At 71.5% G+C, this 15,088-nt stretch carries 15 protein-coding genes and 2 pseudogenes; 9 read left to right on the forward strand and 8 right to left on the reverse strand.

Features of this window, described 5'->3' with window-relative positions; translation table 11 throughout:
• Positions 1–121 precede the first annotated feature (121 nt).
• Both A4R44_RS08040 and A4R44_RS08045 read left to right on the forward strand, forming a co-directional pair.
• The gene (locus tag A4R44_RS08040) at positions 122–646 is read left to right on the forward strand and encodes a YbaK/EbsC family protein (RefSeq protein ID WP_067577773.1); all 525 of its coding nucleotides are present in this window, start codon (positions 122–124) and stop codon (positions 644–646) included.
• Entirely contained in the window at positions 643–1,218 is a 576-nt protein-coding gene (locus A4R44_RS08045) for a GNAT family N-acetyltransferase (protein WP_067577775.1), read from the forward strand. The genes A4R44_RS08040 and A4R44_RS08045 overlap by 4 nt, the downstream gene beginning before the upstream one ends.
• A gap of 52 nt (positions 1,219–1,270) precedes the next feature.
• Here the strand turns inward: A4R44_RS08045 and A4R44_RS51695 are convergent, their stop codons facing one another.
• From A4R44_RS51695 to A4R44_RS08065, 5 genes are all read right to left on the reverse strand, one after another.
• Positions 1,271–1,402, reverse strand: a complete 132-nt coding sequence (locus tag A4R44_RS51695; protein ID WP_255366060.1) for a hypothetical protein — start codon at positions 1,400–1,402, stop codon at positions 1,271–1,273.
• Between the two features lie 285 nt (positions 1,403–1,687).
• Positions 1,688–2,584, reverse strand: a complete 897-nt coding sequence (locus tag A4R44_RS08050; protein WP_067577777.1) for a DMT family transporter — start codon at positions 2,582–2,584, stop codon at positions 1,688–1,690.
• 222 nt (positions 2,585–2,806) lie between these two features.
• The gene (locus tag A4R44_RS48880; RefSeq protein WP_198545201.1) at positions 2,807–3,001 is read right to left on the reverse strand and encodes a GNAT family N-acetyltransferase; all 195 of its coding nucleotides are present in this window, start codon (positions 2,999–3,001) and stop codon (positions 2,807–2,809) included.
• A 330-nt stretch (positions 3,002–3,331) separates the two neighbouring features.
• Positions 3,332–5,011, reverse strand: coding sequence for a DUF885 domain-containing protein (locus A4R44_RS08060; RefSeq protein WP_067577779.1), 1,680 nt, complete (start codon positions 5,009–5,011; stop codon positions 3,332–3,334).
• Between the two features lie 42 nt (positions 5,012–5,053).
• Positions 5,054–5,938 (reverse strand): methylenetetrahydrofolate reductase, encoded by an 885-nt coding sequence (locus A4R44_RS08065; protein WP_067577781.1) that lies wholly within the window; start codon positions 5,936–5,938, stop codon positions 5,054–5,056.
• 101 nt (positions 5,939–6,039) lie between these two features.
• Between A4R44_RS08065 and merB the strand changes: the two genes are divergently transcribed.
• The 4 genes from merB (at position 6,040) to A4R44_RS08085 (ending at position 10,305) form a co-directional block, all read left to right on the forward strand.
• Positions 6,040–6,684 (forward strand): organomercurial lyase, encoded by a 645-nt coding sequence (gene merB / locus A4R44_RS08070; protein ID WP_067577783.1) that lies wholly within the window; start codon positions 6,040–6,042, stop codon positions 6,682–6,684.
• A gap of 71 nt (positions 6,685–6,755) precedes the next feature.
• A complete protein-coding gene (locus A4R44_RS08075; RefSeq protein WP_067577784.1) occupies positions 6,756–7,847 on the forward strand; it encodes a polyprenyl synthetase family protein in 1,092 nt (363 codons plus the stop codon).
• Positions 7,847–9,322, forward strand: coding sequence for a phytoene desaturase family protein (gene crtI, locus A4R44_RS08080; protein WP_067577786.1), 1,476 nt, complete (start codon positions 7,847–7,849; stop codon positions 9,320–9,322). Before A4R44_RS08075 ends, crtI begins: the two co-directional genes overlap by 1 nt.
• The gene (locus A4R44_RS08085) at positions 9,319–10,305 is read left to right on the forward strand and encodes a phytoene/squalene synthase family protein (RefSeq protein ID WP_067577788.1); all 987 of its coding nucleotides are present in this window, start codon (positions 9,319–9,321) and stop codon (positions 10,303–10,305) included. Before crtI ends, A4R44_RS08085 begins: the two co-directional genes overlap by 4 nt.
• On the opposite strand, the pseudogene A4R44_RS08090 reads toward A4R44_RS08085, so the two are convergent.
• Positions 10,217–10,600 (reverse strand): annotated as a pseudogene (locus A4R44_RS08090) (pyridoxamine 5'-phosphate oxidase family protein); the annotation flags it as partial. The gene A4R44_RS08085 and the pseudogene A4R44_RS08090 overlap by 89 nt on opposite strands.
• Positions 10,601–10,619: 19 nt before the next feature.
• A complete protein-coding gene (locus A4R44_RS08095; protein ID WP_067577790.1) occupies positions 10,620–11,168 on the reverse strand; it encodes a CGNR zinc finger domain-containing protein in 549 nt (182 codons plus the stop codon).
• A 22-nt stretch (positions 11,169–11,190) separates the two neighbouring features.
• Here A4R44_RS08095 and A4R44_RS08100 point away from each other — a divergent pair, with 22 nt between their 5' ends.
• Positions 11,191–12,360: an MFS transporter gene (locus A4R44_RS08100; protein WP_232791527.1), complete on the forward strand. Its 1,170-nt coding sequence runs from the start codon at positions 11,191–11,193 to the stop codon at positions 12,358–12,360.
• A gap of 66 nt (positions 12,361–12,426) precedes the next feature.
• On the opposite strand, the gene A4R44_RS08105 is transcribed toward A4R44_RS08100, so the two are convergent.
• Positions 12,427–12,795, reverse strand: a complete 369-nt coding sequence (locus A4R44_RS08105) for an Rv2175c family DNA-binding protein (protein ID WP_067577793.1) — start codon at positions 12,793–12,795, stop codon at positions 12,427–12,429.
• Between the two features lie 92 nt (positions 12,796–12,887).
• On the opposite strand from A4R44_RS08105, the pseudogene pknB reads away from it, so the two are divergent.
• Both pknB and A4R44_RS08115 read left to right on the forward strand, forming a co-directional pair.
• Positions 12,888–14,857: pseudogene (pknB, locus tag A4R44_RS08110) on the forward strand (Stk1 family PASTA domain-containing Ser/Thr kinase).
• Positions 14,854–15,063: a hypothetical protein gene (locus A4R44_RS08115; RefSeq protein ID WP_067577795.1), complete on the forward strand. Its 210-nt coding sequence runs from the start codon at positions 14,854–14,856 to the stop codon at positions 15,061–15,063. Before pknB ends, A4R44_RS08115 begins: the two are co-directional and overlap by 4 nt.
• Positions 15,064–15,088: the final 25 nt, after the last annotated feature.

A 15,088-nucleotide genomic window follows, 5' to 3' on the forward strand; every position in this document is an offset into this window, starting at 1 on the left:
TATCGAACGTCTGTTCGATCTGTTTCCAGAGTAGCCGCGCCGGCGAGTCCGCTCAACCCCGCCGGCGGAATCCGGGCACGTGGTGCGGGACACGGCTGCACTGGCGTGGTCTCATAACCGGGTGAGCACCCACGACCATCCCGCTGTCGCCAAGGTCACCGCCGCGCTGGGCGAGGCCGGGCTGTACGCCGCCGCTGAGGGAGTGCGGGTGCTGCCCGCTGAAGTGCGCACTGCCGCGCAGGCCGCGGAGGCGCTCGGCGTGCCGGTCGGCGCTATCGCGAACAGCCTGGTTTTCCGGGCCCGCACGGCTGATGGGGCCGACGCCGCGCTGCTCGCCCTTACCTCGGGAGCGCATCGGGCCGAGGAGTTCCGGCTGGCGGAACTCGCCGGGGTCGCGGAAGTCAGCAAGGCGGACGCGACGTTCGTCCGGGAGCACACGGGGCAGCCGATCGGGGGCGTCGCGCCGGTCGGGCATCCGGAGAAGCTCGTGACGCTCGTGGACACGGCGTTGCGCGGGCACTCCGAGGTATGGGCCGCGGCGGGGCATCCGAAGTCCGTCTTCCCGACGACGTTCGACGCGCTCGTCACGCTCACTGGGGGCACCCCTGGCGATCTCGCGGGCGAAGGGGAGGATGGTCGACTGTGACCGCGATGTCCTCCTCCGGGTGCTCCCGGTACGTGCAGCTCTCCGCCGACGAGTTCCGGTCCCGGCTGCCGGAAGCGCTGGCGATCTACGTGAACGCCATGCGCTACCCCGAGGGCACGGCCGAGCAGCGCGCGCCGATGTGGCTCACGCACGCGTTGCGCGAGGGCTGGCGCTGCATGGCCGCCCTCGACGACAACGGCGTCCTGCTCGGCATCGCGTACGGCTACAAGGGCCGCGCCGGGCAGTGGTGGCACGAGCAGGTCCGGCACGGCCTCACCCGCCACTCCGGGACGGAGGAAGCCGAGCGCTGGCTGGCGGACTACTTCGAGCTCACCGAGATCCACGTGCGCCCGGAGAACCAGGGCAAGCAGATCGGCGAGGACCTGCTGCGCCGCCTGCTCGACGGCGTGCCCAGCGCGAACGTCCTGCTCTCCACTCCGGAGGGCACCAGCCGGGCATGGAAGCTGTACCGGCGCATGGGGTTCGTCGACGTTCTGCGCGACTACCAGTTCACCGGCGATCCGCGGCCGTTCGCGATTCTGGGGCGGGCGCTGCCGCTCGAAGCGCGGTAGGACCGCCTGACACGGCCCCCGGAAGGCCCGCGCACCGGCAACTCGCGAGTGATCAGGCGCGGCCCGGCGACGGTGCCGCTGTCTTGGCCACGGCGACCGCCTTCGCGCAGGTGGTGGCGGTGTCGAGGCCGTTGGTGGGCTCGCCGCTGAACTGGACGGAGAAGATCTCGCCGTACCCGTGCACCTCGTCCTTCGGGGTTTCGCCTCCTTCTTCTGGATGGCCGTGACACCGCTGCCGAGGTCGGCGGGCAGGCCTTGGTACAGGCGCACCGACATCTGCGGGTAGTAGCCGCCGGGCCAGAGGCCGCATTCGCGCAGGCTCCACAAAGGATTCCCTGCTCGGAGGAGGAAAGGCTCGACTGGTCCGCAGGGCCGCCGCCGGTACCGCGGGGGGTGGTTTCGCACTGGTGGCGGGAGAAGCGGAATCCGCCACCTGTTCGCCTCCGGTGCGGGTCGCGTGCGGACATCGTCATCGAGGCTCCGGCCGCCAGTAGCCGACCGCGAGTGCCACGACGAGCAGCACCGCGCCGCTCCACGCGAACCCGCTCAGCCGTTCGTGCAGGAAAACGACCGAAAGCACCGTCCCGGTAAGCGGTTCCAGCAGCGCGGACAGTGCCCCCAGCACTGGGTGGGCACCGCCGAGGCCGCGAAAGTACGCGGCGTACGCGACGGCTGTCGGGACAACGCCGAAGTACACGGCCAGCAGCAGCACATCGGCGTGGGCGGGAAGGCTCATGCCGAGCCACAGGGCGGCGGGCGTCAGCAGCAAACCGCCGGTCAGACAGCCGAATGCCGTGGTAGCCAATGGATCTAGGCCGTTGACGGGCTCCGCTGTGACGAGCGTGAGCACGGCGAAACCGGTCGCCGCGAGCAGCGCGAAGCCGAGACCGCCGACCAGCCGGGCGGGTGACGTCGCGGTCTCCGGCGACCAGCGCAACAGCACCAGCCCCGCGACGGAGCCGCCAACGGACACCAGCGTCCACAGTCGGGGCGCACGGCGGTGCTGTACCGCGGAGACCACAGTGAGCACGACGGGTGCGGTGCCGATCGTGGTCATGGTCGCGACGCTGACCGAACTGAGTGCGACGGCAGCGAAGTAGCTGGCTTGGAAAAGCGCGAAAAGGGCTCCGACGAGAACGAGACGGCGCCAGGTTTCCTTGGCGGGAAGGCGAAGTCCGCCGGTGAGAGCGACGTAGGCCGCGCTCGCGGTGCCGCCGATGAGCAGGCGGTAGGCGGCGACGGCCAGCGGGTGCAGGCCGGCGTGCTGGGCGAGAAGCGAGCCGGACAGGCCGCCGGTTCCCCAGAGCACGCCGGCGACGACTAGGGCGGCCGACGAGCGGGCGCGCGAAGGCAGGGCAACAGACATTCGGAAGTGGGCTCCTGCGTCGAAGGAATCGGAAATCGACGACGCGGGGCAGTGTGCGCGGGCCGGTTCACGGCAGCACCCAGCGGCCGCGGGCCCGGTTTCGGGCGCACGCGGCGGAAACTACCCCGCTCAGGCGCGCGGGGGTGGGGTGACGAGGAAGATCCGGTGCACGGGCGAGAGCTTAGCCAGAGACCGGACCGCTGACCAACGGGTTTGTCGCGTTCATCGCGTGCGGATTTCGCCGTCCCGCTGCTCGTCCGTAGCGACCAGCCCGACGGCGGCCGTCACGCCGGCGGAGGCTCGATGCGCCGGGTGGATGTGGGCGATGATCGAATCGACCGGCTGCCGGAGCAACCAGCCGACGAGCCCTCGGGCAGCCTCGGCGGCGATGCCCCGGCCCTGCCACGGAGTTCCCACCGCCCAGGCGATTTCGGCGAACCGTCGCCTGGACAGTGCCGGCCAGGCCGCAATCGCGCGGCTGGATCACCCAGTTCAGCCAGGAAACCGCCGGATCGGGCGAGCCCGCGGTCATTCGCTGGTAACGCGAACGGAGGGGAGGGCAGCGAGTCCGGAGCGCCGCCGATGCAGGTGTGCAGAGCCGGATCGGACAGCACGGCGGCCATTTCTTCGGCGGGTGAGACGGAAAGCGGCAGCAAGTCCAGCCGGACCGCGGTGATGGGCTGTGCGGTCAGCATGAGCGGCGAGACTCCCGGGCCAGCGAAAAACCGCTGGCCCGGGAAAACCGTCTCAGTCCAGTTGCGCCAGCTGCTCGCGCAGGGTGTCCAGTCCCATGCCGCCCATCCGCAGGGCCTTCGTGTGGAACTGCTTGATGTCGAACGCCGAACCCTGCCGCGCGCGGGCGTCGTCGCGCGCCGCCAGCCACAGGCGTTCGCCCAGCTTGTACGAGGGGGCCTGGCCCGGCCAGCCGAGGTAGCGGTCGATCTCGTCGCGGATGTGCGCCTGGTCGGTGATCGTGCGGGTCAGCATGAACTCCAGGCCCAGGTCCGGCGTCCAGCGCGAACCCTCGTGGAATCCGGTGCCCGCCGGGATGTCCAGTTCCAGGTGCATGCCGAGGTCGACCACGACGCGGGCGGCGCGGAACAGCTGTTCGGACAGCATGCCGAGCAGGTTGCCGTCATCCGACAGATAACCCAGCTCCTCCATGAGGCGTTCCGCGTACAGCGCCCAGCCTTCGCCGTGCGCCGAGATGAACGTCATCAGCCGCTGGTACTTCGTGAGGGTCTCGGCCTGGTTGACCGCCGTCGCGATCTGCAGGTGGTGGCCCGGGACGCCCTCGTGGTAGACCGTCGAAACCTCGCGCCACGTCGTGAACTCGTTGCGGTCCGCGGGAAGCGACCACCACATCCGGCCGGGACGGCTGAAGTCCTCGCTCGGCCCGGTGTAGTACGCGCCGACGCCGCCGCCGGGCGGGGCGATCTTGCACTCCAGCGCCATCAGCCGGTCCGGGATATCGAAGTGCTTGCCGCGCAACGACTTCAACGCGTCGTCGGACAGCTGCTGCATCCACGCCTCGAACTGCGGGCGGCCCTGGATGCGGTAGCGCGGGTCGGCGTCGAGCACCGCCGCGGCCTCCGCGGGCGTCGAGCCGGGCTTGATGCGGTTCGCGACCGCGCGCATTTCCGTTTCCAGCCGCGAAAATTCGTGCCAGCCCCACTCGTATGCCTCGCGCAGGTCCAGCTCAGCGCCGATGAAGTAGCGCGACCACAGCCGGTAGGTGTCCTCGCCGACGGCGTCCTTCACCGGGGCCTTCGGAGCCAGTTCGGCGCGCAGGAATCCGGCGAATTCCGCGAACGCCTCGTCCGCGGCCCGCGCGCCCGCGGCCAGGTCGGACTTCAGCGATTCCACGCCCGCGCCGGCGACCATGCCGGCGAAGAAACCGGGGCCGTCCTTGAGCCCGGCCCACGTCTCGCACTGCTCGGCGACCTTCGAGACCTGCCGCAGCGCGGAAACCCGCCCCTGGTCGGCCGAGGCCAGCAGCGACGCGCGGACCCCGGCCAGCGCCGCGGGCACCTTCGGCAGCCGGGCCGCGACGTTCGCCCAGTCGTCCGGGGTGTCGGTCGGCATCAGGTCGAAGACCATGCGCAGGCCCTGCACCGGGCTCTCGATCACGTTGAGCGAGGCCGCGTCGAGGCCCGCGTCGTGGATCTCCAGCTCAAGACCGATCCGCTCGCTGAACACCGCCTTCGCGACCCGCTCCCCCGCGTCCGCCGGTTCCGCGGCGGTCACCGCGGCCAGCGCGCGCCGCGCCAGGTCCGCGCGGGCGTCGTGGCCCGCGGGCGAATAGTCGGTCAGCTGGTCGTCGTAGCCCGCGACGCCGAGCATGGTGGCCGCGACCGGGTCCACGGCCACGTAATCGTCGACGTACCGGTCGCAGATCTCCGGAACGCTCTGTTCGGTGGAAGCCATGTCCGGCACGCTACCGGCCGCAGGCGCCCCGGGCCCACGGAGTTACGCGCGGGCGGGCACCAGTCCGAGGCGGGTGACCACCTCGCGCGTCGCCTTGGACCGGTTGAAAGTGTAGAAGTGCAGGTCGGGCACGCCTTCGGCGATCAGTTTCTCGCACAGTTCGGTGACCCAGTCGATCCCGGCCGCGCGGAACGCCCTGGGGTCGCCGGAGAACGGTTCGAGCCGGTCCAGCAGGCGCTGCGACGCGGGAGCGCCGGAGAGCTTGATCGTGGTGTGCAGCGTGCGCAGGGTGGTCAGCGGCATGATGCCGGGCAGCACGAGCGCGTCGCAGCCCGCGGCGGCGACCCGGTCGCGCAGCCGCAGGAAGTCCTCGGCCTCGAAAAACAGCTGCGCGATCGCGAAATCTGCCCCCGCGCGGAACTTGCGGACCAGGTGCTTCGTGTCCGATTCCAGGTCCGCCGAACGCGGGTGGCCGTACGGGAAGGCCGAGACGCCGACGCAGAAGTCGCCGAGCGAGCGGACCAGCTCGACCAGTTCCTCGGCGTAAGTGAGGCCTTCGGGGTGCGGCACCCAGTCGCCGTAGACGTCACCGGGCGGGTCGCCGCGCAGCGCGAGGATGTTGCGCACGCCGACCGCCGCGTACCAGCCGATCACGTTCCGCAGTTCGGACACCGAATGGTCGACCGCCGTCAGGTGGGCCATCGGGCAGAGCGTGGTTTCGGTGGCGACGCGGGCGATGCTGCGGATGGTGCCGTCGCGGCTCGAACCGCCCGCGCCGTAGGTGATCGACATGTACGCCGGGTCCAGCGGCTCCAGCTCGCGGATGGCCTTCCACAGGACGGCCTCGTCGGCCTCGTCGCGGGGCGGGAAGAACTCCACGGAGAACGCGGGCCCGTCCCCCCGCAGCCTTTCGATCACCGACGTCATGAAGGGAAATGGTAGTGGCTCGCCTCGACGCGCGGCAGAGCTGACGGGTGGGCTTGGCCACGCGCGTACCGTCGGGGGCGAACCCTCCGGGGAGGCGAGCCATGAGCAGTGAAGACGACCTGGCCTGGGACGAAGACGTGCGCGTGGCGGTCTACCGCGCGTTCTCCTCCCGCGGCCGCCCGCCCACCGCGCCCGAACTGGCGGACGCCGCGCGCGGGTCGCTCGCGGTGGCGAAACAGGCCCTGCACCGGATGGCCGACCCGAGATGGCTGTGGCTGGACGAATGCGAGCACGTGGCGCTGGCCGCGCCGTTCGCGGCGGTCCCGCTCGGGTTCGCGGTGATGGGCGAGCACACCATGTGGTGGGGCGGGTGCGCCTGGGATTCGTTCGCGATCCCGCACCTCGTCTCCGGCGAGCCCGAGGTGCTGGTGGCGACGCGCTGTCCCGGCTGCGGCGAGCCGTCCGCGCTGGTCGTGCGGCGGGACCGGCCGCCGGCCGGCGCGCAGGTCGCGTACTTCCCGGCCTCGCCCGAGCAGCTCGCGGGCGAGCGGGGGAAGCAGCGGCTGTACTGCGCCGAGTCCTGTGTGGACAGTCCGGGCGAACTGCTCGGGCTCGACGCGCTGTGGCATCTCGCGAAGGACTGGTACGCGGGCTGCCTCGAACCCGGCTACCGCCCGCGCGGACCGGCCGAGGCGGCGGAATACTTCGCGGCGAGCGGGCGCCCGGACGCGTTCCGGAGCGGCTGAACGCGTCTGGTGCGCCACATCCGGGGGCGCCCGGCGTGACCCCGGCCGCGCTCGTCCCGGAGGATGAGGACATGGACGCGCCCGGATTCGACGCCGACCTCCCCGCGCACGTGGAGCGTGCGCTGGCCGATTTCCTCGGCCGGGCGGGGAGCGAGATCCTGCGCACCGAGCCGAGCGTCGCGGCCGGGATCGAGGCGCTGTCCGGATTCGTGCTGGGCGGCGGCAAGCGGCTCCGGCCGACGTTCGCCTGGTGGGGCTGGCGCGGCGCGGGCGGCGCGGCGTCCGGTCCGCTCGCCGAGGGCGCGCTGCGCGCGGTGGCGAGCCTGGAGCTGATCCAGGCGTGCGCGCTGATCCACGACGACCTCATCGATTCCTCCGACTCGCGCCGCGGCAGGCCGACCGTGCACGTGGCCGCCGAGAAACTGCACGCCAGCCGCGGCTGGCTCGGTTCCCCGTCGGTGTTCGGGCTGGCCAGCGCGGTGCTGGTGGGCGACCTGGCGCTGGCCTGGGCCGACGACATGTTCGCCGAGGCCCCGCTGCCCGCGGAGACGATCGCGGCGGCTCGGCCGGCCTGGCGCGCGATGCGCACCGAGGTGCTCGCCGGGCAGTACCTCGACGTCCGCACGCAGGCGGTCGGCGACGCTTCGCCCGAGGCCGCGCTGCGGATCGACCGGCTCAAGACCGCCGCGTACACCGTCCAGCGGCCGCTGCACCTCGGCGCCGCGCTCGCCGGGGCGGACGAGCGGCTGATCGCCACCCTGCTGGAGTTCGGCGGCGACGTCGGCGTGGCGTTCCAGCTGCGCGACGACCTGCTCGGCGTGTTCGGCGACCCGTCGGTGACCGGCAAGCCCGCCGGCGACGACCTGCGCGAAGGCAAGCGCACTCTGCTCGTGGCGCTCGGCCTGCGGCTCGCCGCGGAGAAGGGCGACCACGCCGCGGCCAAAGCGATCGCCGACGCGATCGGGGCCGCCGACCTGGCCAGCGGCACCGTGGACCGGGTCCGCGAGGCGCTCACCTCGGTCGGCGCGGTCGCCGCGGTGGAGCGTCAGATCGACGAACTGACCGCCTCCGCGAACGCCGCGCTCGACCGCGCGCACTTGGCCGAGCCCGCTCCGTCGGCGCTCGCCGAGCTGATCCGGCTGGCTACCCAGCGGAAGTTCTGATGCGGACGGTGAACGGGCCCGCCGACCACGTCGTGGTCGTCGGCGCCGGACTGGCCGGGCTCTCCGCGACGCTGCACCTGCTCGGCGCGGGACGGCGGGTGACGCTGCTGGAGCAGCAGAAGATGCCCGGCGGACGAGCCGGTCAGCAGGACTTCGGCGCGAACGCGGTCGACACCGGGGCCAGCGTGCTCACCATGCCGGAACTGGTGGACGAAGCACTGCACGCGGTCGGCGAATCGCTGGCCGGCACAGTGCCGCTGACCAGGCTCGATCCGGCGTACCGGGCTCGTTTCGCCGACGGCAGCACGCTCGCCGTGCACACCGACGGCGAGGCGATGGAGGCCGAGATCCGGTCGTTCGCCGGTCCGGCGGAGGCGGACGGTTACCGGCGGCTGCGCCGGTGGCTCACTGACCTGTACGCGGCGCAGAAGGAACGCTTCATCGGGGCGAACTTCGATTCGCCGCTGGATCTCGTCCGGCCGGAACTCGTGAAGCTCGCGGCGTTGGGCGGCTTCGGGCGGTTAGGGCCGCGCGTCTCCAGCTTCTTGCGCGACGAGCGCGTACGACGGCTCTTCTCCTTCCAGGCGTTGTACGCGGGTCTCGATCCGACGCGTGCACTCGGCGCATACGGCGTCATCGCGTACATGGACACTGTCGGCGGCGTGTACTACCCGCGCGGCGGCATGGGCGCGATCGCCCGCGCGATGTCCGATGCTGCGACGCGCGCTGGTGCCGAACTGCGGTTCGGCACGGAAGCTGCGTGGCTTGAGCGAGTGTCGTCCCGCGTACGCGCTGTACGCACGCGCTCCGGCGAGCGGATTGAGTGTGACGCCGTGGTGCTCGCGACAGAGCTTTCGGCGGCGTACCGGCTGATTGGCGCGCGGCCGCGACGTGTGCTGCCGTTGAAGTACTCGCCGTCGGCGTTCGTGTTGCACGGGCACGCGGACCGTTCTTGGCCGGAACTGGACCACCACACGATCTTCTTCGGGCAAGCGTGGGAACGCACCTTCGCCGAGATCGTCCGCGAGGGCAAGCTGATGAGCGACCCGTCGCTGCTGGTCACGCGCCCGACCGCGACAGAGCCGACGCTCGCAGGCGACGGCGGCGAGATCATTTCGGTGCTCGCCCCGGCTCCGAACTTGAACACCGGCCCGATCAATTGGGCGCGCCTCGGACCGGCTTATCGCGAAGAACTGTTGCGTACGCTGGATTCGCGCGGGCTCACTGGGTTCCGCGAAACCTACATTGTGGACGAACAGCTGACTCCGGCCGACTGGGCGGCGCGCGGGCTGGCCGCCGGGACGCCGTTCTCGCTCGCGCACACCTTCCCGCAGACCGGCCCGTTCCGGCCCGCGAACCTGGTGCGAGCGGCGGAAAACGTGGTGCTCGCCGGATGCGGGACGACTCCGGGCGTCGGTATCCCGCCGGTCCTGATCTCCGGGCGGCTCGCCGCGGAACGGATCACCGGCCGGTGAGCGAGCTCGACGCGGCCGGCATCGCCGAGCCCGCGCTGCGCGCCGCCTACACGGAGTGCCGCCGCATCAACGCCCACCACGGCCGCACGTTCTTCCTGGCCACGCGGTTGCTTCCGGCGCGGGCCCGGCCAGCCGCGCACGCGCTGTACGGCTTCGCGCGGATGGCCGACGAGCTGGTCGACAACCCCGAGCCCGGTACCGATCCGGCGGTCGCGCTGGACAAGGTCGGCGGGCTGGTCGACGAGGTTTACGACGGGAGCGTCCCGGCCGATCCCGTGCTGGCCGCGCTCGCGGATACCGTGCACCGCTACGGCATCCGCCGTGCTCTCGTGGACGCGTTCCTGCATTCCATGCGGATGGACCTGACCGTTACGGAGTACTCGACTTACGCCGACCTCGGCGAGTACATCTACGGTTCGGCTTGTGTGATCGGGCTGCAAATGCTGCCGGTGTTCGGGACTGTCGTGCCGGTGGAGGAAGCCGCGCCGAGTGCGGCGGCGTTGGGGGAAGCGTTTCAGCTGACCAACTTCCTGCGGGATGTCGGCGAGGATCTCGATCGCGGGCGGTTGTATCTGCCTACCGAGGAACTGGCGGCGTTCGGGGTGGACCGCGAGAGGTTGGCCGACGCGCGTCGCCAAGACCGTTCTGATCCGCGGGTGCGGGCGGCGCTCGCAGTGGCGGTTTCGCGGACGCGTGCGGTTTATCGGCGGGCGGAGGCGGGAATTCCGTTGCTGCGGCCGGAATCCCGGCCGTGCGTGCGGACGGCGATCACGCTGTACGAAGGCATTTTGGACGAGATCGAGGCGATGGACTACGCCGTGCTGAACCGGCGCGCGGTGGTGGGCAAGGGGCGGCGGGTTGCGGTCGCGGTGCCTGCGCTGGTGCAGCGTGCGCTCAGCGCCAGGCCGGGACGCCCTCGCTCACTAGGGCCGGTTCGACGCTGGCATCGTAGGAGCGCAGCCAATCCGGGGTCAGGCGGATGAGGGCGAAGTCCTCGCCGAGAGCGCGGGAACCCGGGAACTGCTCCAGGTACACCTGGCCCGCGTCGCGGCGGGCAGCGCCGGATTCGACGACTGCCTCGCCTTCGACCTGGACAGAGATCGTGCCAGTGCAGCCGATCACCACGGCGGTGCGCGGTTTGGCGCGGAGGTTGGCCACCTTTCGAGAAGTGAGGTAGGCGTTGAACAGCAGCGAGCCGTCCAGGGTGACGGCGAAGCTCACCAGGGCCGCTTCGGGGTGGCCTGTAACCGCAGTGGTAGCGACGACGCCTAGCGGGTTGGTTCGGACGAAATGAGCGTCAGGTTAGCCGGGCACGGTGGGCGGCGACGCGTTCCCTTGTGGCACAACGGGAAGAGCAGTACCGGCGCGGGCTTCCGCCACCTAGGTGGGCGAAGGGTTTCCCGCACGACGGCGACGCGCACAGGCCGCCCGGGACGGTTTGGCGGTCGGCCAGCAGGGTGGCCAAGGCCAGTGTGGAGGACGTGATCAGCCAGGTGCCCCACGGGCCGTCGTCGGCGGCGTCGACATGCAGGTGCCAGCCGAAGTTGTCGTCGTGCGCGGTCAAGCGCGGGGGCCCGGCGTAGGCGGCGAACAGCGCGTTCAGCACCTCGGCGGCCGAAGCTGCGTCTGGTGCGGCGAAGACCTCCCGCAGTTCCAGCGCGGCGGCGCGCAGCTCGGCCACCTCGCGCGCGGAGAGCTGGGGCCGCGGTTCTCCGTATTCGACCAACACTGCGGCTACTGAATCCGGCGAAGGGTCCTCCGCCAGCAGCACGTCGAGCAGCGCTACGGCACGGCGGACCGCGTCGCGGGCGGAGCGGCCCGCGAAATCCGGCTGCGTTCCAGGCATGAACCACTGTAACATCTCGACAGTGACAAGCCGTTACAGGTTCGCGGCGTATCTCACCGGGGCCACTGCCGCGCGCACGGGGGACGAGCTGTCCGGTCCGGCGGTGTTGTTGCTGGGCGTGGGTGCTTCGGGGGCCATCGCGGGATCGACCTTGCTGGCCGGGCTCACGATCGCTGCCGCGATGGGCGGGCCGTTGCTGGGCGCGGTTCTGGACCGGTCGCGCAGGCCTGGCCGGATCCTCGCGGGCGGGCTGGCCGGGTACGCGGCGGGGCTGACGGCGATCACCGCGCTTTTCGGTGCGGTGCCGTTTGCGCTGGTGGTGGGAATTGCGGTGGTGACGGGGTTGCTGGCGCCAGCGATCGGCGGCGGGTGGACAGCACAGGTGCCCGCGCTCGTACCGGCGGAGAAGCTCGGCAAGGCGAGCACGCTTGACGCGATGACCTTCACCGCGGCAGCGCTCGTCGGGCCGGGACTGGCCGGAGTGCTCGCCACGACTGCGGGGGCTCCGGCAGCGGTGGTCCTCGCGGGCGTGTTGACGCTGGTCGCGGTGCCGTTCGCGTGGCGGCTTCCCAGGAGTGCCGAAAAGCAGCGGCCGCGATTCTTGGCCGCGGCAACGGTTCTCGTGCGCAATCCCGCGCTGCGCCAGTCGACCGCGACCTCGACGTTGTCGTGCGTCGGGATCGGGATGGCGTTCGTCTGCTATCCGCTGGTCGGCGCGCAGCGGCTCGGCAGCGCGGGGTACGGGACGTTGTTGCTCGCCGGGTTGTCAGTCACGTCGCTGCTGGCCAACGCGGTCCTTTCGCGACGGTCGTATTCGCCGGACCGTGCGGTGCAACTGAGCACCATCGCTATCGGGATCGGGCTCGCGGGGGCAGCAGTGGCACCGAATGCGGTGCTGCTCGTGGTTGCGGTGGCGCTCACCGGGATTGGCGAAGGGCCGCAACTGGCGTCGTTGTTCGCGGTTCGGCATCGGGAAGCGCCGCCGGAGATGCGGGCGCAGGTGTTCACCACCGCCGCGAGTGTCAAGATCGCCGGAATAGCGCTGGGGAACGCGGTGGCCGGACCGCTGGCCGCCTGCTCCCCCGCCGCCGGATTGGCCGCGGCGGCGGGGATGCAGGTGGTCGCGGCGGTCGCGCATCCGTGGTGGACGGGCAGAAAGCAGCCAGTCCGGGTTCCGGTCGGACCGGCGTAGCCCGGGATGCCGGTGCAGAGGCCGTCGCCGCCGGTTTCGGGACGGTGCCCGCGGTGCGGGAAGGAGCTAGAACGCCATCGCCTGCGCGCGCCGCTTGACCTCGGTGCCGTGGCTGGTGCGCAGCGCGTTGATCGGCGTGCTGCCCGGGAGCGTGTCGTCGGCGGTGAAGAGCCAGCGCAGCATCTCGGTGCGGCTGAACCCGGAGTCGGCGAGCACGGTGATGGTGCCGCCCAGCCCCTTGACGATGCCGTCCTTCACGAAGAAATCGCCGGGCACGCAGAGTTCGCCCTTGCGCCGGACAGCGATCAGCTCGCCGTCCCGCAGCATCTGGCGCACCTTGTTGGCCGACACGCCCAATGCGGCCGCCACCTCCGGCAACGGCTTGACCGCGATCGCGGCGTCGAGGATGTCGTCGGCGACAGGAATCCCACTCACACGTGACACTGTGCCACATTCGCCCGTCCGGACCACTGCTACGCACGGGTGACCCGCCCCGGCGCGCGCGGGCTTCCGTACGATTGCCCACCGTGACGCGCACCCAGCCCAGCCTCGTCGGCACCCTGCTCGAACGCCGGTACCGCGTTGACCAGCTGCTGGCCAGGGGCGGGATGTCGGCCGTCTACCGGGGCCTCGACACCCGCCTCGACCGGGCGGTGGCGATCAAGATCATGGATCCGCGGTTCGCTGACGACCGGTCGTTCGTCGACCGGTTCGTGCGCGAAGCGCGTTCGGCCGCCCAGCTGCATCACCCGAACGTGGTCGCCGTGCACGACCAGGGCTTCGACACCCCGGCCGGCCAGGACACCGGCCTCGCCTTCCTGGTGATGGAGCTGGTCAACGGCGGCACGCTGCGCGACCTGCTGGACGAGCAGGGCCAGCTGGACGTCTCGCTCGCGCTGAGCGTCGCGGAGCCGGTGCTGGCCGCGCTGGCCGCCGCGCACGCCGCCGGGCTGGTGCACCGCGACGTCAAGCCCGAGAACGTGCTCATCGGCCGCAGCGGGCAGCTGGCAGGCGGCGTGGTCAAGGTCGGCGACTTCGGCCTGGTCCGCGCGGTGGCCAGCGCGGGCACCACCAGTTCGAGCGTCATCCTCGGCACCGTCGGCTACCTGGCCCCCGAACAGGTCGCCACCGGCGACACCACGGCCCGCAGCGACGTCTATTCGGCGGGCATCCTGCTGTACGAGATGCTCNCGACACCGCGATCTCGGTCGCCTACCGGCACGTGAACGACGACGTCCCCCGCCCGAGCGAGCTGCGGCCGGACCTGCCGCCTGCGCTCGACGACCTGATCCTGCGCGCCACCCGCCGCGATCCGGAGCGGCGCCCAGCCGACGGAAGCGAGTTCCTGACGCAGGTGCAAGCCGCGCGCGCCGAGCTGGGGCTGCAGGCGGTCGCGGTGCCGGTGCCCCCGCCGCCGGACGGCGACCGGGTGTCGGACGTCGAACGCACCCTCCCGAACATCCCGGCCGTCCAGCAGACCATGCCGGTCCCCGGGCCTCGCGGCACGCGCGCCATGACCCGCGCCGTGCCCGCCGCGCCGCCCCCGCCCGTATCCCCGCACGCCGGGCCCGCCGCCGCGCCGGACGAACCGCGGAAGCCGCGGGACAAGCGCAAGCTGATCGCGCTGGCGATCGCCGGGGTGCTGGTGCTCGGCGGGCTGATCGGCGCGTTCGCGTTCATCCTCGGCGATTCCAAGGTCACGACCACGACGGTGCCGAAGCTCGCCGGGCTGACCCAGGCCGAGGCGGGCGACCAGCTGCGCGCGGCGAAGCTGAACCCGCGCTACAGCCAGGAGTTCGACAACACGGTCGACGCCAACAAGGTCATCAGGGTGGATCCGGCCCCGGGCACCACGCTCGACCAGGACGCCACCGTGTCCGTGGTGGTGTCGAAGGGCAAGCCGAAGGTGCCGGACATCCAGGTCGGCACCGCGCTCGACACGGCGACGAAGGCGATCCAGGAGCAGAAGCTCACCGTCGTCCAGGGCACTCCGGAGTACAGCGACACCGCGCCCAAGGGCACCGTCGTGAGCGTGAGCCCGGGCGCGGGCACCCCCGTCGAGGTGGGCGGCCAGGTCACGCTGGTGCTGTCCCAGGGCCCCGAGCCGCTTCCGCCGGTCCCGGACGTCACCGGACGGTCCAAGGACGAGGCCTTCCAGATGCTCAAGCAGTCCGGGTTCGATCCGCAGGACGGCGGCGAGGAGTTCTCGCAGAGCGTGCCCGCGGGGGCGGTCACCCGCACCGACCCGCCGGCGAACTCGCCGGGGAGCAAGAAGGTCAAGGTCTACGTCTCGAACGCGGTGCAGGTCCCGGACGTCCGGTACCGCACGTTCGACCAGGCCGCGGACGCGCTCAAGCAGGCCGGGCTCGAGGTCGACCGCAAGGGCGGCGACGGCCACGGGCACGGCGGCTTCGACTTCGTCCTGCAGCAGGACCCGGCCCCCGGCTCGTTCGTGCCCAAGGGCACCAAGGTCAAGATCCGGGGGTTCGGCGGATGATCGGCAGCCGCGGCCGGGTCACCGGCACCGTCGGGCCCGGACTGATCGGCGAGGTGCTGCTCAGCGTCCGCGGCGGCACCGAGGCCTTCTACGCCTATCCCGCCGACCCGGAGACGAGTTTCGCCGTGGGGACCCCCGTTCTGGTCGTCGATTTCGAGCCTCCGCGCACGGTCTACGTGGAAAGGTGGCAACCGCTGCGCGCTTGACCGCGTCGCAGTGGTGTCCTGCCAT

This window comes from Amycolatopsis sp. M39 (genome assembly GCF_001651785.1).
GTDB classification, from domain to species: Bacteria; Actinomycetota; Actinomycetes; order Mycobacteriales; family Pseudonocardiaceae; genus Amycolatopsis; species Amycolatopsis rubida.